Annotated in this window: 17 protein-coding genes and 1 other annotated feature; of the genes, 9 read left to right on the forward strand and 8 right to left on the reverse strand. The window is 68.7% G+C overall.

Features of this window, described 5'->3' with window-relative positions; all coding sequences use genetic code 11:
* Nucleotides 1-147: 147 nt before the first annotated feature.
* From JOE61_RS16885 to JOE61_RS16895, 3 genes are all read left to right on the forward strand, one after another.
* The gene (locus tag JOE61_RS16885) at nt 148-1,608 is read left to right on the forward strand and encodes a multicopper oxidase family protein (protein ID WP_227492412.1); all 1,461 of its coding nucleotides are present in this window, start codon (nt 148-150) and stop codon (nt 1,606-1,608) included.
* A gap of 20 nt (nt 1,609-1,628) precedes the next feature.
* Nucleotides 1,629-2,075, forward strand: a complete 447-nt coding sequence (locus JOE61_RS16890; protein WP_193671176.1) for a rhodanese-like domain-containing protein — start codon at nt 1,629-1,631, stop codon at nt 2,073-2,075.
* A gap of 68 nt (nt 2,076-2,143) precedes the next feature.
* Nucleotides 2,144-3,408, forward strand: a protein-coding gene (locus JOE61_RS16895) for an IS3 family transposase (RefSeq protein WP_204797272.1) whose coding sequence is annotated in 2 segments (ribosomal slippage) — nt 2,144-2,423 and nt 2,423-3,408 — 1,266 coding nt in all. Because the reading frame shifts where the segments join, the coding sequence is not laid out codon by codon here.
* Nucleotides 2,422-2,565 (forward strand) — a sequence feature (AL1L pseudoknot). It overlaps the preceding gene by 144 nt.
* Before the next feature lie 21 nt (nt 3,409-3,429).
* Here the strand turns inward: JOE61_RS16895 and JOE61_RS16900 are convergent.
* The 8 genes from JOE61_RS16900 to JOE61_RS16935 form a co-directional block, all read right to left on the reverse strand.
* Nucleotides 3,430-4,619 (reverse strand): IS3 family transposase gene (locus JOE61_RS16900; RefSeq protein WP_307823072.1). Its coding sequence is split into 2 segments (ribosomal slippage): nt 3,430-4,338 and nt 4,341-4,619, totalling 1,188 coding nucleotides; the frame shifts between segments, so codons are not numbered across the junction.
* Between the two features lie 376 nt (nt 4,620-4,995).
* The gene (locus tag JOE61_RS16905; RefSeq protein ID WP_193671125.1) at nt 4,996-5,751 is read right to left on the reverse strand and encodes a CPBP family intramembrane glutamic endopeptidase; all 756 of its coding nucleotides are present in this window, start codon (nt 5,749-5,751) and stop codon (nt 4,996-4,998) included.
* Nucleotides 5,741-6,061: a PadR family transcriptional regulator gene (locus tag JOE61_RS16910; RefSeq protein WP_204797274.1), complete on the reverse strand. Its 321-nt coding sequence runs from the start codon at nt 6,059-6,061 to the stop codon at nt 5,741-5,743. Before JOE61_RS16910 ends, JOE61_RS16905 begins: the two co-directional genes overlap by 11 nt.
* Nucleotides 6,058-7,074, reverse strand: a complete 1,017-nt coding sequence (locus JOE61_RS16915; protein WP_204797275.1) for a hypothetical protein — start codon at nt 7,072-7,074, stop codon at nt 6,058-6,060. The genes JOE61_RS16910 and JOE61_RS16915 overlap by 4 nt, the downstream gene beginning before the upstream one ends.
* A 189-nt stretch (nt 7,075-7,263) precedes the next feature.
* Complete coding sequence (locus JOE61_RS16920) at nt 7,264-7,791, reverse strand: GNAT family N-acetyltransferase (protein ID WP_204797276.1); 528 nt, start codon at nt 7,789-7,791, stop codon at nt 7,264-7,266.
* Between the two features lie 517 nt (nt 7,792-8,308).
* Entirely contained in the window at nt 8,309-10,102 is a 1,794-nt protein-coding gene (locus tag JOE61_RS16925) for a site-specific integrase (protein ID WP_193671127.1), read from the reverse strand.
* Nucleotides 10,103-10,149: 47 nt separating this feature from the next.
* Nucleotides 10,150-10,509 (reverse strand): helix-turn-helix domain-containing protein, encoded by a 360-nt coding sequence (locus tag JOE61_RS16930; RefSeq protein WP_193671128.1) that lies wholly within the window; start codon nt 10,507-10,509, stop codon nt 10,150-10,152.
* A 40-nt stretch (nt 10,510-10,549) separates the two neighbouring features.
* Nucleotides 10,550-11,635: a tyrosine-type recombinase/integrase gene (locus JOE61_RS16935; RefSeq protein WP_193671129.1), complete on the reverse strand. Its 1,086-nt coding sequence runs from the start codon at nt 11,633-11,635 to the stop codon at nt 10,550-10,552.
* 198 nt (nt 11,636-11,833) lie between these two features.
* Here JOE61_RS16935 and JOE61_RS16940 point away from each other — a divergent pair, with 198 nt between their 5' ends.
* The 6 genes from JOE61_RS16940 (at nt 11,834) to JOE61_RS16965 (ending at nt 19,972) form a co-directional block, all read left to right on the forward strand.
* Nucleotides 11,834-14,977: a VldE C-terminal domain-containing protein gene (locus tag JOE61_RS16940; protein ID WP_193671130.1), complete on the forward strand. Its 3,144-nt coding sequence runs from the start codon at nt 11,834-11,836 to the stop codon at nt 14,975-14,977.
* Nucleotides 14,978-15,053: 76 nt separating this feature from the next.
* Nucleotides 15,054-15,662 (forward strand): hypothetical protein, encoded by a 609-nt coding sequence (locus tag JOE61_RS16945; RefSeq protein WP_193671131.1) that lies wholly within the window; start codon nt 15,054-15,056, stop codon nt 15,660-15,662.
* Nucleotides 15,659-17,137 (forward strand): type IV secretory system conjugative DNA transfer family protein, encoded by a 1,479-nt coding sequence (locus JOE61_RS16950; protein ID WP_193671132.1) that lies wholly within the window; start codon nt 15,659-15,661, stop codon nt 17,135-17,137. Before JOE61_RS16945 ends, JOE61_RS16950 begins: the two co-directional genes overlap by 4 nt.
* On the forward strand, nt 17,134-17,832 hold the full coding sequence (locus JOE61_RS16955) for a hypothetical protein (RefSeq protein ID WP_307823073.1): 699 nt from the start codon (nt 17,134-17,136) through the stop codon (nt 17,830-17,832). The genes JOE61_RS16950 and JOE61_RS16955 overlap by 4 nt, the downstream gene beginning before the upstream one ends.
* A 336-nt stretch (nt 17,833-18,168) precedes the next feature.
* On the forward strand, nt 18,169-18,861 hold the full coding sequence (locus JOE61_RS16960; protein WP_193671133.1) for a hypothetical protein: 693 nt from the start codon (nt 18,169-18,171) through the stop codon (nt 18,859-18,861).
* A complete protein-coding gene (locus JOE61_RS16965; protein ID WP_193671134.1) occupies nt 18,854-19,972 on the forward strand; it encodes a helix-turn-helix domain-containing protein in 1,119 nt (372 codons plus the stop codon). The genes JOE61_RS16960 and JOE61_RS16965 overlap by 8 nt, the downstream gene beginning before the upstream one ends.
* Nucleotide 19,973 lies beyond the last annotated feature (1 nt).

The following is a 19,973-nucleotide window of genomic DNA, read 5'->3' on the forward strand; positions in this document are numbered from 1 at the left end:
CCCCTCGAGAGCGCGACCGAGGCCCCGGGTTCGTCCCCTCGGATCAGTCGGCGTACCGCCCTGCTCCTCGGTGGCGCCGCCGCGCTGGCCGGAGGCGGGGCGATAGGGCTCCCGCGCTGGATCGACGGCGACTCCTCGCCCCGGCTCATGACGCCGACCGATCCCGCGGTCGCCGCCGCCGAAGAAGCTCGCCGTCGAACCGGGCGGGTGGTCGAGCGCACGTTGACGCCCGCGCCGAGCCGCGTCGACCTCGGCGGTCGAGTGGTCGACACGTGGAGCTATGACGGCTCCCTGCCCGGCAAGCCGATCGAGGTGACCGCGGGTGACGAGCTGAGTGTGCGCCTCGTCAACGGGCTGGCCGAGCCGACCAGCGTGCACTGGCACGGCGTTGCGCTACGCAACGACATGGACGGCGTACCCGATCTCACCCAGAGGGCCACGGCTCCGGGCGCGGAGTTCGCCTACGACTTCGTCGTACCCGATCCGGGGACGTACTGGTTCCATCCACACGTGGGCGTGCAACTCGACACCGGTCTTTATGCGCCCTTGGTCGTCGCCGACCCGGCCGAGCCCGGGAAGTACGACGAGGAGGTCGTGCTCGTCCTCGACGATTGGACCGACGGATGGGGTAAGCCTCCGGCGGACCTACTGGCCGGGTTCCGCCGTGACGGCATGGGCGACATGAGTGGCATGGACGGCATGGACGGCATGGACGGCATGGACGGCATGGACGGCATGGACGGCATGGACGGCATGGACGGCATGGACGGCATGGAGATGGGCATGCCCTCGGCCGATGAGCCGTTGGGCGCCGATACCGGTGACGTCTCCTACCCGGCCCACCTGATCAACGGGCGGCTTCCGTCGGCACCCGTCACCGTCACAAGTGCGCCGAACCAGAGGATCAGGTTCCGGATCATCAACGCGGCTTCCGACACGGCGTACCGGTTCGCCGTCGGCGGCCACCGGCTCACGGTCACCCACACGGACGGCTTCCCGGTCGTCCCGATCGTGGTCGACGCCCTCATCGTCGGCATGGGTGAGCGGTACGACGTGGTCGTGACCGCCGGCGATGGGGTCTTCCCCATCGTGGCCAGCCCCGAGGGGAAGATGGATCCAGAAGCGCGGGCCCTGCTGCGCACCGCGAGCGGCGAGGTGCCGCCGCTCGGTCGAAGCCCGGCCGAGCCTTCTCGCCGACTGCTTTCCTATGCCGACCTGGTTGCGGCTCCGGAGGTCGAGCTCGGAGCCGGACACGTCGACAGGGAGTTGACGATGAAGCTCACCATGGACGACCAGGGACGGCGGTGGCTGTTCAACGGTCGGACCTTCGAGGAGCACGAACCGCTGGCCGTGGCCGCCGGCGAACGGGTGAGGGTGCGCCTGGTCAACGACTCGATGATGTTCCACCCGATCCATCTGCACGGGCACACTTTCGCGGTGGCCCGGCGCGACGGACGCGGCGTCCGCAAGGACAACCTCAACGTGCTGCCGATGGAGCAGGTCGACATCGACCTGGTGGCGGACAACCCCGGGCGCTGGGCGGTCCACTGCCACAACGTCTACCACATGGAGCTGGGCATGATGACCTCGATCGCCTACGAGGTCTGACCCCATACCGAGGAGGCTCGATGTTCTTGAACCCGCTGCCACGCCTGAGCATCACAGTGATCGCCGGGCTCGCAGCGGTGATTCTGCTCAGCGCCTGCGGGAGTGACCCGTCCCCGAACGCGGACGACACCGCGGTGAGGGTCTCGCCGGCGACCTTTGCCGACCTCATCGCCAAACCGGCGACCTTCGTCCTCAACGTGCACACACCCGACGAGGGTTCCATTCCGGGCACCGAGGCGAACATCCCGTTCGACCGGCTGCGCACGCGGGTGGACGAGCTACCGGCCGACAGTTCCGCGCTGATCGCCGTCTACTGCCGCTCGGGCAATATGAGCACCTTGGCCACGGTGACGCTCAGCGACCTGGGCTACACCGACGTCATCGAACTCGACGGCGGGATGGAGGCATGGCGGGCCGACGGCCGGGCACTGCTGCCCCCCGATCAGGCTGCCCGGAAGCGGGGATGACGGCCTAAGAGCCCATTGTCGCGTGCCGGGTCTGATGGAGGCTCTCATTCCACGGAAGGATGAGAGTCATGGCAGCACCGAGGAAGTATCCCGAGGAGCTTCGGGAGCGGGCAATCAGGATGGCGGTCGATCTGCGGCGTGACCCGGCGACCAGGACCGGCGCACTGAAGCGGGTCGGCGATCAGCTGGGGATCAATCCCGAGACGTTGCGCAACTGGGTCTCCCAGGCCGAGGTCGACGAGGGCCACCGTCCCGGCGTCAGCAGCACCGAGGCGCAGCGCATCGCCGAGCTCGAGCGTGAGGTCAAGGAGCTACGGCGGGCCAACGAGATCTTGCGGACGGCCTCGGCTTTTTTCGCCGCGGCGGAGCTCGACCGCAAGCTGAAGTGACCACGGCGGTGCTGGTCGAGTACATCGACCAGCACCGGGCGAGGTTCGGGGTCGAGCCGATCTGCACCGTCCTACGCAAGGCAGGGATGCAGATCGCCCCGAGCACCTACTACGCCGCGAAGTCCCGGCCGCCCTCGGCACGCGCTGTCGCCGACGCGCAGCGCCTGGAGGTGATCCGGCAGGTCCACACCGACAACTACGGCGTCTACGGGGTCCGCAAGATGCACGCCGAGCTCAACCGGCGCGGTCACCGTATCGCCAGGTGCACCGTGCACCGGCTGATGCGCGCCGAGGGGCTGCGCGGGATCAGCAGAGCCAAAGGGCCGCGCACCACGATCCCCGGCACCGGCCCGGATGCCCGCCCGGACCTGCTGGACCGCGACTTCAAGGCACCTGCACCGAATCGTGTCTGGGTCGCGGACATCACCTACTGCCGCACCTTCGCCGGCTGGGTCTACGCCGCGTTCGTCATCGACGTCTACTCCCGCCGAGTGGTGGGCTGGCAGCTGTCGAAGAGCCTGCGCACCGACCTGGCGCTGGACGCTCTCGAGATGGGGCTGTGGACCCGCGAGCACGCCGGCCAGGACACCACCGGCGTCATAGCCCACAGCGATAAGGGCGTTCAATACCTCGCGGTTCGCTACACCCAGCGCCTGGCCGAGGCCGGCGCCGTCGCATCCGTCGGGTCGACGGGCGACTCGTATGACAACGCCCTGGCCGAGGCGTTCAACTCGCTGTTCAAGGCCGAGCTGATCCGCAACAAGGGCCCCTGGAAGAACATCGACGACCTCGAGATCGCCGTCGCTGAGTACATCGACTGGTTCAACCACCGACGCCTGCACGGCGAGATCGGACTCGTCCCACCCGTCGAGTTCGAGGAAGAGCACTACCGGCACAACCCCGCGCCGACTACCGTCGACGCGTCACTTCAGAGCCTCCACTGAACCCGGCACGCGACACAGTGATCATGCCGCTTCTGCGGTCGCGTAGATCATCTCAAACTCGACGGGCGTGAGCTTCCCGAGGGCGCGTTGCCGGCGGCGTCGGTTGTACTTGGTTTCGATCCAGGTGACGATCGCGAGGCGGAGGTCTTCGCGGGTGTCCCAGCGCTGGGTGTCGAGGACGTTCTTCTGCAACAGGGAGAAGAAGCTCTCCATGCTGGCGTTGTCGCCGGCTCCGTAGGAGCGTCCCATCGAGCCGACCAGGTCGTTGTTCGCCAGGAGCCGCTGGGTGCGCTTGGCTCGAAATTGACCGCCTCTGTCTGAGTGGCACACGGTCCCGGTCGGCGATCGGAGCGCGATGGCGTTGCGCATCGCAGCACGGGCCAGGGACGACTTCATCCTGGTGTCGATGGAGTAGCCGACGATCTTGTTGCTGAACACGTCCTTGATCGCGCAGATGTAGAGCTTCCCTTCCCGCGTGGGGTGCTCGGAGATGTCCCAGAGCCACACCTTGTTCGGCTCATCGGCAACGAACTCGTGGCGGACCACACCGTGCTCGTCGACAACCGCCAGGAGGTCGTCGTGCGGCGCAGGACCGGTGGAACCGGCCTTGCTGCGCTTCTTGTGGTGTGACGCGGTGATGCCGGCGATGCGGCAGAGCCGGTGGACGCGGTTCTCCCCGACGGTGATGCCGTGCTCGAGGTCGAGCTCGTCGGTGAGGAACCTGTAGCCGAGCGTCGCGTCGTCGGCATGGAGGTCGTAGAGGACGTCGATGAGGTGCGCGTCGTCCCAGTCTCGCTGACAGACCGGGTCTTTGAGCCACTTGTAGTACCCCTGGGTCGACAAGCCCAGGACCCTGCACGCCACCGCGACCGGCACCCTGATCGGGGCACCGGTCGCGGCCATCTCACGGACGAGCGGGAAGACTATTTTCCCGGCAGGTTCGCCTGCGAAAGGTAGGCAGCAGCCCGGCGGAGGACCTCGTTCTCCTGCTCGAGCAGCCGGATCCGCTTGTTGGCTTCACGCAGTTGCTTGCGCTCGTCGTCGGTCAGGCCGGGCCGCCGGCCGTCCTCGACGTCGGCCTGCTTCATCCAGTTCGCCAGCGAGCCTTCGGAGATGCCGAAGTCCTTCGCGATTTGAGACAGCGGGGCCTGGCCCTTGCGAGCCACGGCCACGACGTCGTTACGGAACTCCTTGGGATAGGGCTTTGCCACGGGGACATCCTTCCGCCTGAGGCCGAAACCTCAGAGGTCAGGTGTCAACCAACCGCGGGGCAGACCCTGTCCGATGACCGCGCAGTCTTCGAGGCGCTAGGGCGGCAGGTCGTGTTCGTGCCCGCACCCGACAATGAGCCGCTTCGCATCTGCGACTAGGTGAGACGAGCCCTGCCAAACGCACGGACTTCGGCTGATCCGGTCGTCCGGGTGACCAACCCGCAAACGGCGACGTCCTCAACGGTGGTCGGGATCAGCGGCTGTCGTCCCGCAGAGGATCGTGCTGCGGTTCATAGTGCTGGGTTGCTGTGGCCGCAGGTGTCTGGAGCGGCTGCGAAGGCTGTTCGTCGAATGAGAGCAGTGGCCCGCGTGGTGGCTACTGCAGGAGTGTGACTGCGACGACGGTGACTGTCCCGTTGTTGAGGCCGTGCAGGGCCAGGGGTGCCCACAAGGTGCGGTGGGCGCGCACCAGGAGCGCGGCACCGAGTCCGATCAGGAACTGAAGCAGGATCACCGGGGGCACAACGTGGACTACACCGAAGACGATCGCTGACCCGCCGAGTGCGGCCGCGATGCCGAAGCGCTGCTCGAGCCAGCCGAAGAGAAGTCGTCTGAACAGGATCTCTTCCAGCGCTGGGACCAGGATCGTGACACACACAGCGGTTGCCAGCACCCCGACAGCACCGAGTGCCAACGCGTCAGCCGAGTTCGACGTCGTGGAGGTCGTCTCGGCTGGGCCGATGCCGATGAGTGTCCCGATGAGGATGGTGAGAAGCAGGGCTGTGACCCAGAGCAGAGGCACCTCCCACAACAGATGCCACAGAGAGCGGCGGCGTGCTCGTACGAAGCCGAGATCCCGTCCGGCCCATCCCCGACGGAGCAGGGCCATGTAGAGGCTGACACCGGCCGCGATGGTGGCCAAAGGTATGGCGATGCTGACCAGCCAGGGCTGGTCGAGAGCGACGCCGGTCACGATGACGAGGACCGCGACAACACCGGGTCCCACTACGACAGCCAGGCCCGCGAGGAGCAGGTCAACGCCGGTGACCGGGCGCGGGAAGGTTTGTTGGGGAGCGCTGCGTCGAGACTCAGCCGCGGTGACGGCTTCGGAGGGTGTGGTGTCACTGTGCACGGCCGACCGCCTCCGCTGCTGTCATGAATGCCCGCCACTGCTCAAGCAGGTCCTCTCGCAGCGTGTGCCCCTCGGCGGTCAGCTCGTAGACCTTCCGCGCGGGACCGGACTCACTCTGTTCCCATTGCGCAACGATCGCACCTTCGTCCTCGAGCCGCACGAGAGCCGGGTAGAGCTGGGCACCCTTGATCGGTTGGAGTCCCGCCGACACCAGAGCCTGCGAGATGCCATACCCGTGTCGGGGTGCGACCGCAAGGACGCTCAGCACGAGCATCGGCAGCGAGGCTCGTTGCCACGCCGCGATGCTCATCGCTGTGTCGTCCACGGTCGGCGGTCCCATCCGACCAAGAAGGCGCCGGCCGCCATGAGGAAGAAGGCAACCGCCACCGGGATCGTCACCATCCCCCAGCTCTGGTTGGCCATGACGAGCACGGCGAGGCACAACGGCGTACCGACCGCTGCGATCGTGGACATCGCCCAGAACCGTCTGCGCGCAGTCCTGTCGGCCCGGGCGACTTCGTGAGCAAGGATGAGTGGATGTCCGAACTCCGAGTAGGCCGACATCCCTCCGGCCGCCAGGGTCTGCTCGATCTCAGCGACGTGACCGCGGGCCGTGACAGCCGGCACCAGACGTGCACGCAGACCTCCCCTGAAGCGACGCAGCCACTGCGAGTCGTCCCAATTCTCGCGAAGCTCTTGTTGCGGCATCCGGTCCGCGATGACGAGAGTCGCGATTCCCGGGACCAGCAGACCGACCACCAGAAGCGGCAGCGGTACGTCACTCGCCGCGACGTGGCCGGCTCCCACCTTGGCCGCACAGGCGATGCCAGCAACGGCGACGGCACCGGCACCGACCCCGGCAGCTACAGCGGCGGCCGACCGACCGGATGAGAAGAGCGCCCGGGCGATGACCCAGCCCAAGAACGCGACCAGCAAGCTCGCGCCCACTAGAACGAGCGCGGTGTCGATGTCGATGGACCAACCGCTGCGGATGATCGCTACCAACGAGGCCACCACGCCGAGCCCCACCAGCATGCCGCCCACCTCCTTGAGCGCCGGCTGGAGGCCGCCGCCCAGCGAGGTCCGCACCTCCTCCTCCACCGTGGCGAGCTCGGCTGCGTCCTCGGAGGCCAGCTCTTCGGCGTCGCCGAAGAGTTCCGCCGCGGACAGCTTCATCTCGCGGACCGTGCCCGCCAGCTCGCGCTCACGCTCCTCGAGCGCAAGCGCCGGCACGTTCCTGTCCGCCATCGACGTCCGGTACCTCGCAACCCACTCCCGGTCCCCGACCGGCCACATGCTGGCGCCCACCGCCACCACTCCCATACCTAGATCGAAACAATACCTAGATACAACCATGCGGGACCGGTCGGTGCAAACGGACCCGCACGAACCCCGTGCCGGTGCTGATTTCGGGCTCTCGCTGTGACCGCGACACGTTCGGCTAACGGCGACGCTGACGCCAGCGGTCCGGGGGCCGTGCCTGGCGCTGGATCGGTCGTTCCGGAGCGAGGGTCAGGTCAGTGCGTATAGAGCAACGTCGTGGACTGTCTCGCCGACTTGCTGAGCGCGGCGCAGCGTACCCTCGAACTCGAAGCCGAGACGCTCGGCGACCGCGCGGCTTCGTGTGTTGCCGACGGCCGCCCGGATCTCGATGCGACGGAGCCCCCGATCGTTGCGCAAGTGATCGATGACTGCGCGCGACGCTTGAGTCACCAGACCGCGGCCTTCCTGATCGGCATCGATCCAGTAGCCGAGGTCAGCAACTCCTGCGTACAAGTCGATGCGCGCTCCAACGGAGCCGACCAGCGCTCCGTTCTGCCGGATCGCCGCGGGCAGGCTGCGTCCGGCGACCCATTCGCTGAGGTGGTGGTTGGTGAAACATTCAAGCCCATCGCGAGTCTGTTCCCCCTGAGCCCAAGATTCCCAGTTGCGCAGCCGGTCGAGGTTCTTCGTAATGAGCGCGTGCATCCCATCGACTGTCCACGGCTCGCGCAGCACCAGGTCGACTTTGTCCTCAAGATCGATGGTGAAGTGACTCAACCTGTTGTTCCTCCGACTTGACACTGGGGATCGATTCCCCGCTAGAGACACAGGATGCCGCACTCGGAGAGAAGACGTCCCGCCGGCCTGACGGTTGCTCGCTGCGGCGCACCCTATTTGCGCTATGTCACCCGTGACGATCCCGCACTGGCGCGCTCCGCGAGCCGATCCTGTACTGGAGCGCGTCCCGCGCGACGATCGGCACGCGGAGCGTGTCACAGAGGGATCCGCTTGCGGGACTCCTCCTTCACCGTCCGAGCGACCGGGTCTCAGGAATTTCCTTGGATTTCGGGGGGACGCTGTTTGACCTGTGCAAACGTAACGCGGGCTGCCGCGTCCCCCCGCCCTTCGACGGCCCAGGGGGACGCATAGGGGGACGCTGAGCCGCCACGCTGCGGCCGTGACCAAAGTCAGTGGCGTCAAGGTGTCCGATTCGTGCGCCTCGCGGTTGCTTATCCGTGGCGTGAGGATGTTGCGACGACTCTCGGCCCACGCCGCGCGGTACGCAACGACATGGTCATGTCTGGCTTCCGGGGTGATCCGTATACCTCAGGTCGGGGTGCTCGATCGTCTTGAGGTAGCGGGTGGCGCCTTCGACGCTAAGTCCGAAGAGGTCGTAGATGCGGCGTACGTCGCCGCCGGTGGCGTGGATCTCGTGCAGGATGCGGTCCTCTCGCAGGGCGCGCGGGCGGATGCGGCTGTCCCTCCAGGGAAAGGACGGACCGCCGGGGACGAGACGTGGCGCGGTGCGTCGGTTGATGAGCAGGTGCGGGTTCGCGGTGGCCGGCCAAGTGCGGTTGCGGTGGTCGAGCCAGGCGCTCAGCCGTGTCCTCACGGGTGCGGCGAGTGGGATGTCGCGGCCATCGAGGTGGAGGCGGCCGTCAACGATGTCGCTCAGCTGCAGCTCACGGACCTGCTTGCCGGTCAGCCCGTGGAAGGCCACCACAGCGACGGCCAGCGCGACGGCCGGGTTCGGCGAGTCGAGCTCGGCGCGGATCAAGGCGGGGTCCAGCGGCAGCGGGAGGGTCGTCGGCACGCGGGTCAGGTCGATGCCGCGCATGGGGTTGGTGAAGACGAGTCGGCGGCCTTTGAGGATCTTGAACAGCGACTTCAGGCCGATCTCGGCGAAGTGGCGTTGGCTGGTGCTGGGAGGCAGGGCCGCGAGGGCGGCCAGGATGTCGTCGGTGCTGATCTCGGCGAACGACTGGCGCCCGGTTTCGACCCATCCCTGTACGACGGGCGCGAGACCTTGGATGTGGATCTCGACGGTCTCGGGTTCGCGGGGCAGCTGGCGTGGTGCTTGTCGGGATCCGCCGAGCATGATCTGAAGCCACAACTGAAGGTGATTGCGCATCGTGTCCGGGAGGGCTCCGGACGCGATGAACTTGGCGTTGAAGTACCGCTCGACCCGGGTCGGGACGTCCTCGATCAGAAGCCCGGCTTCCGCGAGGACGTCGAGGGTGGATGTGATGGTGCCGTCGTAGCGGCGCAACGCCACGACGTCACTGGCGCGGACCTTCGCGGTGGGAGTAGGACGCAGGATCTGCAGCAGCCGCAGGGACTGGATCACGGCATTGCGCTGCCTGACGCTCCAGCCATAGCGGCGGGCGTGATCGGCGACGATGGCCGCGCAGTACCGGGTCAGTTCGCTGTCCTCGACCAGGAGGCGTTGGCGCAGCACCTCGGGGTCGGGGTGCATGTCGAACAGGGTCAGCTGTTCGAGCGCGTGGTCGTCGAAGCTGGTGCCGGGCTGGCAGGGCAGCTGGTTCTTGTTCTTCGTCGACCAGCGATGGTCCCAGCGGACGTAGTCGGGCAGCGGTGTCACGCGCCGCTTGAAGACCATGTTCGCGAAGAAAAGTTGCTGGCTGTCCTTGCTCGCCGCGGCGACGTCGGGTGCTCGGCCGGGTTCCTGTTCGAAGCGGGCATTCTCGAGGCACAGGCGACAGGCTTGACGGTCGCTGACGTGGCTGGTGCGGCCGCAGCAGGCGCAGGTGCCTTTCGGGTAGTGGCTCTGCCACCAGCGACACGACCAGCAGGTCCAGTTGTGGCGGGGGTAGACGCCCCAGGCCAGGCAGCCCTTGCAGGATCCGATGTGCTCGGGGCTGCGGGGATGGCACCGGCTGCACAGGCCCTGGCTGAAGTAGTCGGTTCGTGTGCGGCAGCGGTTGCACGGTGGAGCCGTGAATGGCCCGCCTGGCAGGCACTGGTAGCAGAAGTCGACCCTGGGGCTGGTCCACGCGACGCGGTTGCTCTGGCAGGCGTTGCACTTGGGCGGCAGCCGCAACGCGGCGTTGGGTCCGGGCGCGGGCATCTCGATCGTCTCGTGCTCGTCGTGTCCGTGAGCGGTGGGGGTGCGGGCTACAGCGGTGGGGTCGAGCGGGGCTTGCCGAGCCGCGGTGTGACCGCCGGTGGCGTGCCGCCGTTGCCGTTCGGATCGCCATGGCCGTTTCCGCCGTTGCCGTTGGCTGCGTCGGTGTTGCGGGGACGCCGCGCGGCGACCTTGTCCGGCTCGGTTTTCATCAGGTCGTTCGGGGTGCATTCGAGCACGGCGCAGAGCACGTCGAGCTCTTCGAGGCGCATCGTCGGCGGGGTCCCGGCCCACCACGACGACATCTTCCCGGCGGAGATCTCGAGCCCGGCATCTGCCAGCATCCGCCGCAGCTCTGCGGACTTCCAGATCCCTCGTTCGGCGGCCCGAAGCCGCAGGCTCCACTGCATCTGGATCCTCTCCTTCAGTGCACTAGTCGGGTCAGTTCGATCAGTCGATATGGAGGCCCAAGCGGGCCTCGACGCGGTCGCTCGCGCTGTTCCACGCGCGTTCGATGTGGTCACTGCGGACGTGGAGGTACCCCGAGGTCGTTGCCAGCCACTGGTGCCCAAGCAGCTCTTGGAGCGCCTTGATGTCCATCCCGGCCGCGTACAGCGACGAGGCGCAGTAGTGCCGCAGCACGTGTGGCGTCATCCGCCCCGACCACGCCGGGAGCCACAGGTCGACCTGAATCCCCAATGCGCGGCGCAGCGCGTTCGCGCCGACACGTCCGCACCGGTCCAAGTCGCGGTCGAACCGCTCAGACGGCAGCAGCGGCGCGTCCGGGGCGGCCCAATCCTCGCCGTACTGCGGGCGGACCTCGGCCAGCCACCAGTCGATCAACTGGTTCGCGCCGTTGATCGCCGGCACCAGCCGTGGCTTTGGCCCGCGGCCGCCGGAGCCCTTGCCGTGGCGGACGTGGAGCTTGCCGAACTCACCCAGATCGGGGCGCCAGTCGCGGATGTCGAGCATGACGGTCTCGTTGATCCGCAGCCCGAGTCGGCGCCACAGCGAGGCGGCGAAGTAGTCGCGGGCCGCCGGCCGGTACTTGCGCGCCTGCGTGACCGACCCGCGCCACGCGGTGAACAGCGAGTCGATCTCCTCATCCGAGGGCGGCACCCGGACCTTGCCCAGCGACGCCCCCGACTGGCGGTTGAACTCATCGATCGGCTGCTCGACCAAGACACCGGTCGCGCGGCGGATCGTGCCCTCGTAGCGGGCGATCACGAAGTCGTAGAAGCCCGCCAGCGCGCCGGCCTTGCCCGCGCGGGTCGACACGCTGAGTCCCCGCCGGCGCTGCTGGGCCAAGAAGGCGTCCGCGTCCGCGCAGGTGGCCTCCCACAGGGGAGTCGACAGCGAGCGAGCGAACTCGATGACGATCGCCCGAGTCCCCCCGATGTGGCGGTCCGTCAGACCTGCTGCGGACATCGCCAGTGCGTACTGGTCAACGAGCTCCTGCTCGAAGTCCTGGACCGCCTGCGTACCTATCAGTGCCGGTCCAGCAGCGCTGCCACCCGGCAATGCCACCAAGCCCATCAGTCACCATCTTCAAGCGAGACGATCATGCGTCGACAGTACATCGAAACCATCAGCCAGAGTGACGAGTCTTCAATTCAAGTGCTGACGAGTGTCGAACCGGCACGACCTGCACGAACTCAGATCAGGGCCTCCGGGCGTCCGATCGAACCTGAGTTCCTAGAGACAGCCGGCTGAGGCGCTCGGGACTGACCTGTCGTGAAGAAGCTACTCCTCGCCGGACTGCCGGTCCTGATCGTTTTCATGGCCCTGCCGTTCGTCGTGACCCTGATGGTGGTCATGACCACGACCGCGGCCGCCGAGTGCCGCACCCAGACCAGCGAGACCGCACCCACCGAGCTCGGCGACCTCGGTGTCATCGACGGCCCCGTGGGCGGCCCGGTCAAGGGCACGATCACCATGGCGCAGGCCAACATCCCGCGCCGCTCCGGTCTCGACGGCTTTCGGGCCTCCATGCCCCGTGTGCTGTCAACGAACCCCGACTTCGTGAGCCTCAACGAGGCCAGCGGCTGGAGCCTGGCGCAGATCGAGGCCGCCGCCCCCGGCTACGGAGCGTTCCGGGTCGCCGACCACACCGGCGACAACAACTCGATGGGCAACGTCGTGCTGTGGAAGCGCGACACCTGGTCCAAGGCCAACGGTGGCCGGGTCACCCTCGCCGTCGACGACAACACCTACTACAAGGGCCGCCCGGTCACCTGGGACCGGTTCGCCACCTGGGTGATCCTCGAGCGCGCCGACGGCGCCGTGGTGTCGGTGATCTCCACCCACCACATGACCAACCCGCACAAGTACCCCCGCCAGCACGGCAACCCGCCGCTGACCCGGCCCCAGCAGTACGGCGCCGGCATGGACATCCTGCTGCAGCTGCGGAACTCCCTAGCCACCCACGGCCCGGTGCTCATCGGCGGCGACATGAACACCCACGCCTCCTACATCGACCTCCCGTGGACGGCGGCCGCCAAGATGAAGGCCGCCGGCTACGGCTGGCACAACCACTCGGTCGACTTCATCTTCTTCCCCCAGCACCAGGGCGTGCAGCTCGAGGGCGGCTGGGACGGGACCATGGTCTCCGACCACCACTGGATCGCCGCCCGCATCGCCATGAACGGCGCCGGCCCCGAGAGCGCCCCCACGACCGCGGCCACCAGCGAAGGTGGGGTGAACGCCGCCCACACCACAAGGACGTCGGCCGAGCCCCCGTCCGGCGACGTGCTCGCCCAGCTGATGGGACTGCGGTTCGCCTCCAGCTACCCGACCCTGACCACCGAGCAGGCCCGCAACGCGATCACCATCGCCCAGGTCGCCCGCGACCTCCAGGTTCCCCGCTACGGGCTGCAGATCGCGATCGCCACCGCGATCCAGGAGTCCAAGCTGGTCAACCTCACCGGCGGCGACCGCGACTCCAGTGGCCTGTTCCAGCAGCGTCCCTCGACCGGCTGGGGGAGCCGTGCTGAGGTGACCAACCCGGTGCTCGCCGCGCGTGCCTTCTTCGGCAAGGCCCAGCACACCGGCAACCCCGGACTGCTCGACGTCCCCGGCTGGCAGGACATGCCGCTGACGCAGGCGGCCCAGGCCGTGCAGCGGTCGGGCTTTCCCGACGCCTACGCCCAGTGGGAGGACGTCGCCGGCGACATCACCGACCTCCTCGGCGGCGACCTACCCGACCTGCCAGACGTCGACGGCGCGGTCTCGAACGCGAGCAATTGCGAGGACACCGTCAACCCGATCACCGTCGGGACCCTGAACATCCTGGGCGCCGGCCACACCGACAACCAAGCGGGTGGCGGCAACGAGAAGGCCGGGTACGCCACCTGGGACAAGCGGCTGCCCGGGGCACTCAGCGCGATCGAGAACGCCGGCGTCACCATCGCCGGCCTCCAGGAGGTCCACGGCCCCCAGGCCAAAGCTCTGAATGACCGCTATTCGGCCAAGTGGGGCATGTACCCGGCCACGGGCAACACCCAGAACAAGGTGATCTGGGACCGCGGCAGCTGGGAGATGACCGACTCACGCCTCGTCCAGATCCCGTACTTCAACGGCAAGGACGTCGGGATGCCGGTCGTCCAGCTGACGGGTGCGGCCGACAGCGTCAACGCCGGGCAGGTCATCTGGGTCTGGAGCATCCACAACCCCGCCAACACGCAAGGGAACGCCGCCGAGAACCGCACGGAGGCGCTGCGCCGCCAGCTGGCCACCACGACCGAGCTCGCCGGCACCGGCACCCCGGCGGTGATCCTGGGCGACTTCAACGACGGCAAGGACGGCAACAACTCCTCACACTGCGCGCTGACCCCTGAACTGAGCAACGCCTTCGGCGGATCGGCCGAGCCCTGCAAGAAGCCCGAGCAGGACGCGCCGATCGACCACATCTACGGCGCCAACCTCACCTGGGCCAGCGCCGAGGTCGACAACAGCACCCAGGCCAACAAGATCGCTGACCACCCGCTGGTGACCGCCACCACCGCCGGCAGCAGCGCGGGCTGCGCGGTCGCGACCGAGACCAACTACAACCTCGGCCCGGTCAAGCCGCAGCTGACGCAGCTGGTCAACATCCTCGGCCCGATGTTCGACATCAAGACCGTCGGCGGCTACCGCGAGAGCGCCACCGACCCGCACGGTCACCCCGCCGGGCTGGCGGCCGACTTCATGGTCCCGCTGACTCCCGCCGGCAAGGCCCAGGGGGACGCGCTCGTGGCGTACGCCCAGGCCCACGCCCGCGAGCTCGGGATCGACTACATCATCTGGTACCAGCGCATCTGGTCGGCCGCGCGAGCCGACGAGGGCTGGCGGCCGATGGAGGACCGAGGCTCGGCCACCGCGAACCACCTCGACCACCCGCACATCAACGTGCTCCCCAACGCCCAGGTCTCCCCGGTCGGCCTCGAGGGCGCGTCCTGCGACGAGGTGGTCTACCCGGTGCCGGCGGAGTACATCGGCACCGACAAGCGCAACTGGCACGACACCGGCCCCTACTGGAGCAACTGGCACACCGGAACCGACTTCTCCGCCCCGTGCGGCACGACCGTCTACGCCGCCCACGCCGGCACCATCGAGATCGACACCAGCCAGAGCTGGGCTGGCTCGCAGCTGGTCAAGGTCACCACCGGCGCCGGCTCTCTGACCACCTGGTACGCGCACATGCAGAGCGTCACCGTCAGCCGCGGCCAGACCGTCGCTGCCGGCGAGCCGATCGGCCAGGTCGGCAAGGAGGGCAACGGGAGCGGCTGCCACCTCCACTTCGAGGTCCGCCTCGAGAACGGCTCCATCTACGGACCCGACAACGTCGACCCCTCGACCTGGCTGGCTGAAAACGCCTCGAACCCGACCCGGTCTGTGTGATCGCTGCCGGGCCCTCCCGACACATAGGTGACCAGCCAGAACTTCGACCACCCACGATCCCAGGAGGCGGAATCCAATGCAGCGAGAGCGACGACGCGACCCCTACCCCTGGACCTGGGAGATCCCTGTAGCCGTGGCCCTGGCGACCCTGTTCGTCATCGTCATCGTCATCGGCATCCAGCTGGGCCGCTCCGTCGCGAACCTGCTTGCCGGCGCCGGCTGGACCTGGCCCGACGCCAACGCCGGCGCGTTCCCCTCACCGATCGGCACCGCCTTCTGGACCAGCCTCCCCGGCGTGCTCAGCGGGCACGCCGACGCCGGCCTGCCCACACCGACACCGGAAGGCCTGGCTGGCCGCGCCCCGGTGTGGGTCAGCCTCGCGATGACCGGGGTCGCGCTGCTGAGCGCCACCATCTGGGTCGGCGCCTGGGCCTACCAGCGCTGGGGCCCGGGACGCATGCGCGGCATGGCGACCGCCGCAGAGGCCGAGAAGATCCTGGGCGTCACTCGGCTGCGCAAGGTCGCCGGCATCGTCCGCCCCGACCTCTACGGCAAGCACGCCACCGCCACGGCGGCACCCGTTCAGCGCACCGCCGGCGACCTCACCGAACAGACCGGGCCGCAGCTCGGCCACGGGCTCAGCCCGTGGCTCCTGAACGGCCGCCGGACGAAGGAGAAGCGATGAAGCTGAGGTTCAACCCGTGGGACGTGGGCTGGCGCATCGGGGACGCGCACGAGCCGCGTGGCGGCGAGCTTTGGGTGCCGTGGGACCGCACCGCCGGGGTGATCGGCCCGCAGGGCTCCGGCAAGACCCTCGACCTGCTCACCCCGGCGCTGCTCAGTGCCCCGGGCGCTGCCCTGGTCACCCTGACGAAGGTCGAGGACCTGCTGCTCAGCCTCACCGAACGCTCCCGCGACGACCGGCCGTGCGTGGTCCTCGACCCGTTCGGGCTGGCCGAGGGCGTCGTCGACGAGCTGATCTGGGACCCGATCGCCGGCTGCGTGGACCCCAAGGTCGCCGAGCGGCGAGCCAAGGCCTTCACCGCCGGCACCGTCAAGGGTGCGATCACCGGCGGCACCGGGGACGATGCCGCCCGGTTCTACGCCGCGGAATCGGCGAAGGTGCTGCAGGGTTACTTCCACGCCGCGGCCCTGACCGGGAAGACCCTCGAGGACGTCCTGCAGTGGGTCGCGAACCCGACCGCGGCCAGCCAGCCGATGGAGATCCTGCGCCGGCACCCGCACGCCGAGCCGTTCTGGCACGGCCTGCTGCACGGGGCGCTCAACGGCGACGACCGCACCGCCGGCAACACGATCACCACGGTGCAGCAGGCGGTGTCCCTGTTCTTCCAGGCCGACATCCGCCGCCGCTGCGTCCCCAGCCACGGGCACCCGGCCACCGACCTGGCCGACGTGATCCGTCGACGCGGCACCATCTACCTCCTGGGCCGCGAAGACCCCTACGCCTCGGCCAGCCCGCTGATGACTGCGGTTGCCGAGCACGTCTTGGACACCGGGCTGCTGCTGGCCAACAGCTCACCGTGGGGCGGCCGGCTGTGCCCGCCGCTGGTCTCGGTTCTCGACGAGCTGCCCTCGACCGCACCGCTGCCGACCCTGCGCACCCGGATGGCCAACGAGCGCGCCTTGGGCCTGTCGTTCATCTGGGCCGCCCAGACCCGTCCCCAGCTGACCAGCATCTTCGGCGAGCACGAGGCCCGGGCGCTGCTCGGGCTCACCAACACGCTGGTGATGTTCGGCGGGTCCAAGGACGTCGCGTTCAACCAGGAGATCTCCGACCTGCTCGGAACCGTCCGCATCGGCCGCGTCACCCACTCCACCGGCGGGTTCAACGGCAGCGGCCGCAACTTCTCCGGCGACGACATCCCCATCATGCGGCCCGAGGAGGTCCGCCAGCTCCCCGAGCGGCGGGCCCTGGTGATCGCCGAGAACGGCAAGCCGATCATCGCCAAGCTGCACCGCTGCGTGGAGGGCAAGGCCGGCGAGCGGCTGGTGGCCGACCAGAGGGCGCTGCGCGCGCGGCTCACCAACGACCGCCGCATGGTCATCACCCCCGAGGCCCGGGCGACCGCCGCCCTCGTCGAGGCGCGCCGCCTCGGCTTCGTCGACGACGAGACCGAACCGACAAGGAGTGAGCAGTGACGACCGATCAGGCCCGACGGGCCGCGCCCAGCCCGATGGTGTTCCCGTTCCCCGTGCCCGGGGAACAGGTCCGGCTGGCCTACCGCGAGCTCCACATCGCCATCAACGGCACCGAGGAGCAGAAGAAGGCCCTGGGCAACCACGCCCTGCTGCCCCGGCCCTGGGAGCCGGCCACGTGCCTCGACCCCGAGCTCCGACATCAGCTGTGGGAGTGGTTCGAGGACGTCGTGATCTGGCTTAACCGCGAATACACCTGGGACGTCGCCGGGCTCATCCCGAGCTGCTGGCCATTGCACCCGCACCTGGTCCGCGAGATCGCGGTGCTGGCCGACCAGCGCCGCCGTGCCGGGCTGGCGATGACCAGCGACGCGCTCGAGGAGTGGCATCGTTATTGCCTGCCGGCATTCACCGACCGCATGCGCAACCGGCTACGGGCCCACTGCGACGACGAGCACAAGAGCTGGCCCGCCAAGCCGCGACACAACGAGCACCTGGGCGACGCCAGCACCCAGCGGCGTGAGAACGCCTTCGCCCACGACGTCGACGCGCTGTCCGTCAACCGACGGGCCTACGAGCAGCCCGAACGGGTCGGTCGACCGCGCCTGGTCGAGGTCGACCTGGACACCGGCGAGATTAAGGACGACCCGCTCGGCTCGCAGCCGCGCACCCGAACCGAGAAGGGGCCCCGTATCTGATGCGGCAATCGCGACTGGGATTGACGCAGGCACATCCTGCGTTACGCGCACGCCGAAAGGTGCCCTCATCCTCGCGAGTGGAGGAGGCGCCGTGGCCTGGTGCCAGGCGTCGATGGCTGTTGTGACGAGTGCGGGGTTGTCGGCCATGGGGAAGCGGAGTTCCGGGGGAACGGTGACCGCGGCGAGATGGGGGGTCGGTGGCGCCATTGACGGTGGACGAAGAAGTAGACGGCGCACAGTACCGCACTGAAGCATTAGTGCGCGGATCGTGTGGCATACTGAAGTCACGTCCTGACCGAGCAGCGGCCCTGGACACCCGATCCAGGAGGTTCGCCCATGGTCCCCGACTCGCCCGCCGACGCTCTCGGCTCTGACGCGCCCGGCCTCCGTGACCTTCTGGTCGAGATCGTACGGGCGCGGCACGCTCTCGCGGCTGAGGCGCACCTCGTCTCCGAGTCGCGGTACGCGTTGGGCTTCGGCAGCCAGTGGCGTGACCTGCAGGACGACACCCGCGACGCACTGAAGGATCGCGGTTTCCGGTCATGCAATCTGGCCCCTGGCGGGCACGAGATCCCCGTTGTCAACGACTGCTTGGTGTACGTCTGGCGGGTACCGAACAGCCCCAACGCGGTGAGCGAGTTCGCGTCGAGCCCGACCCGCAGGAACGGCTTCACGACCGCGCCGCTCGACCCAGCGTTGTGGGAGCCGAGCCTTTCGGCGGCGCAGGAGCCGACCCAGGACCCTCCGGATGCGGGCGAGGTCGGCTTTGTGCTCCGCGTCGTTGGCGACAGCATGCCGGTGGTGCTCGTCATGGTCGAGTCGACGCCGCGGCAGTTGCAGTCGATCGAGTGGGCTGTCGCTGTGCTCGACGGCGAGGGCAAGGTCGAGCTGCGCGGGCAGGAGAGCATCTGGGAGCCGGAGCCGGTCGCCGATGGCAACGCATCGGACGTCGCGTCGTTCGACAGCGGCTCGCCGGTCGAGCCGAAGGTCGAGGCGCGCGAGCAGGAAGGGTCCGGGCCGGATGTCTGAGGACGGCCCGGGCCTGTTCGAGCTCCCGACTGGGAGGAGCGGCCGGTTCGAGCCGGCACGGCTGACCCAGGCGCGGGCGCGCCTCGGCGTCAGCAAGGCCGACCTGGCTTCATCCGTCGGCGTCTCGGCCGCGGCGATCGGCCAGTACGAGGCCGGCGTGAACTCGCCGCGCGCTGAGGTCCTGGACCGGCTGGCAGAGGCTCTTGACGTCCCTCCTGGATTCTTCGGCGTCGGCCGCCCGCTGGCGCGCATCGACACGGTGAACGCGCACTTCCGCAGCCTGAGGTCAGCCCGCGTGAGCGACCGCCACAAGGCGCTGGCCACCGCCACGTTGGTATGGGAGCTGACCTTCGCACTCGAGCGGTACGTCAAGCTGCCTGAGTCGGACCTCCCGACCCTCCCGGCGGGGACGACGCCGACCGAGGCGGCGGCGGCCCTGCGGCGGCACTGGGGTCTGCCGGACGGGCCCGTGAAACACCTGGTCGCGACGGCGGAGTCGCGCGGGATCGTCGTCGCTGTGCGTCCACTGCGCGAGATCGAAGCCGTCGACGCCTTCTCGGTGGTCATTGTCGATCGGCCGGTCATCATCACCACGCCGCGGCGCAGCGAGAACGTCTTCCGGCACAGGTTCTCGACCGCCCACGAGATCGGGCACCTGCTGCTGCACGGCGAGTCCGGCGAGTACAGCGCGGCGGTCGAGAAGGAGGCCGACGAGTTCGCCGCCGCGTTCCTGACGCCGGCGGCCGCCATGGACGCGGCGCTGCCGCAGCGGCTCGACCTGGCGGCCCTGGATCGGCTCGGGCGGACGTGGGGCGTCTCGCCGAAGTCTCTGGTGCGCCGGATGGTCGAGCGCGGGCGTACCACCGAGTCGTCGGCACGGCGGGCCTACCAGCGCCTTGCCATGATCGACGACCCGCTGGCCGACCCGACCAGCGCCTACCCGGGCGAGATGCCGTCGCTGCTGAAGAAGGCCGCGGCACTGGCGGGCGACCACGGCGCGGGAGTGCCCGCTCTCGCCGAGGCGCTCAAGCTCAGCCCCATGCAGGTGCGTGACCTGCTCGGCGATGCCGACCAGCGCCCGGTCCTACGCCTCGTCGGCGCCCAGGGCTGAC

Origin of the sequence: Nocardioides salarius (assembly GCF_016907435.1) — a bacterium.
Lineage (GTDB): Bacteria > Actinomycetota > Actinomycetes > Propionibacteriales > Nocardioidaceae > Nocardioides > Nocardioides salarius.

Excerpts from the sequence above, each read along its gene's own strand:
- JOE61_RS16885 (WP_227492412.1), top strand. The coding sequence starts at position 148 with ATGACGCCGACCGATCCCGCGGTCGCCGCCGCCGAAGAAGCTCGCCGT.
- JOE61_RS16890 (WP_193671176.1), top strand. The coding sequence starts at position 1,629 with ATGTTCTTGAACCCGCTGCCACGCCTGAGCATCACAGTGATCGCCGGG.
- JOE61_RS16910 (WP_204797274.1), bottom strand. The coding sequence starts at position 6,061 with ATGAGCATCGCGGCGTGGCAACGAGCCTCGCTGCCGATGCTCGTGCTG.
- JOE61_RS16915 (WP_204797275.1), bottom strand. The coding sequence starts at position 7,074 with ATGGGAGTGGTGGCGGTGGGCGCCAGCATGTGGCCGGTCGGGGACCGG.
- JOE61_RS16925 (WP_193671127.1), bottom strand. The coding sequence starts at position 10,102 with ATGCCCGCGCCCGGACCCAACGCCGCGTTGCGGCTGCCGCCCAAGTGC.
- JOE61_RS16930 (WP_193671128.1), bottom strand. The coding sequence starts at position 10,509 with ATGCAGTGGAGCCTGCGGCTTCGGGCCGCCGAACGAGGGATCTGGAAG.
- JOE61_RS16935 (WP_193671129.1), bottom strand. The coding sequence starts at position 11,635 with ATGGGCTTGGTGGCATTGCCGGGTGGCAGCGCTGCTGGACCGGCACTG.
- JOE61_RS16945 (WP_193671131.1), top strand. The coding sequence starts at position 15,054 with ATGCAGCGAGAGCGACGACGCGACCCCTACCCCTGGACCTGGGAGATC.
- JOE61_RS16950 (WP_193671132.1), top strand. The coding sequence starts at position 15,659 with ATGAAGCTGAGGTTCAACCCGTGGGACGTGGGCTGGCGCATCGGGGAC.
- JOE61_RS16960 (WP_193671133.1), top strand. The coding sequence starts at position 18,169 with ATGGTCCCCGACTCGCCCGCCGACGCTCTCGGCTCTGACGCGCCCGGC.
- JOE61_RS16965 (WP_193671134.1), top strand. The coding sequence starts at position 18,854 with ATGTCTGAGGACGGCCCGGGCCTGTTCGAGCTCCCGACTGGGAGGAGC.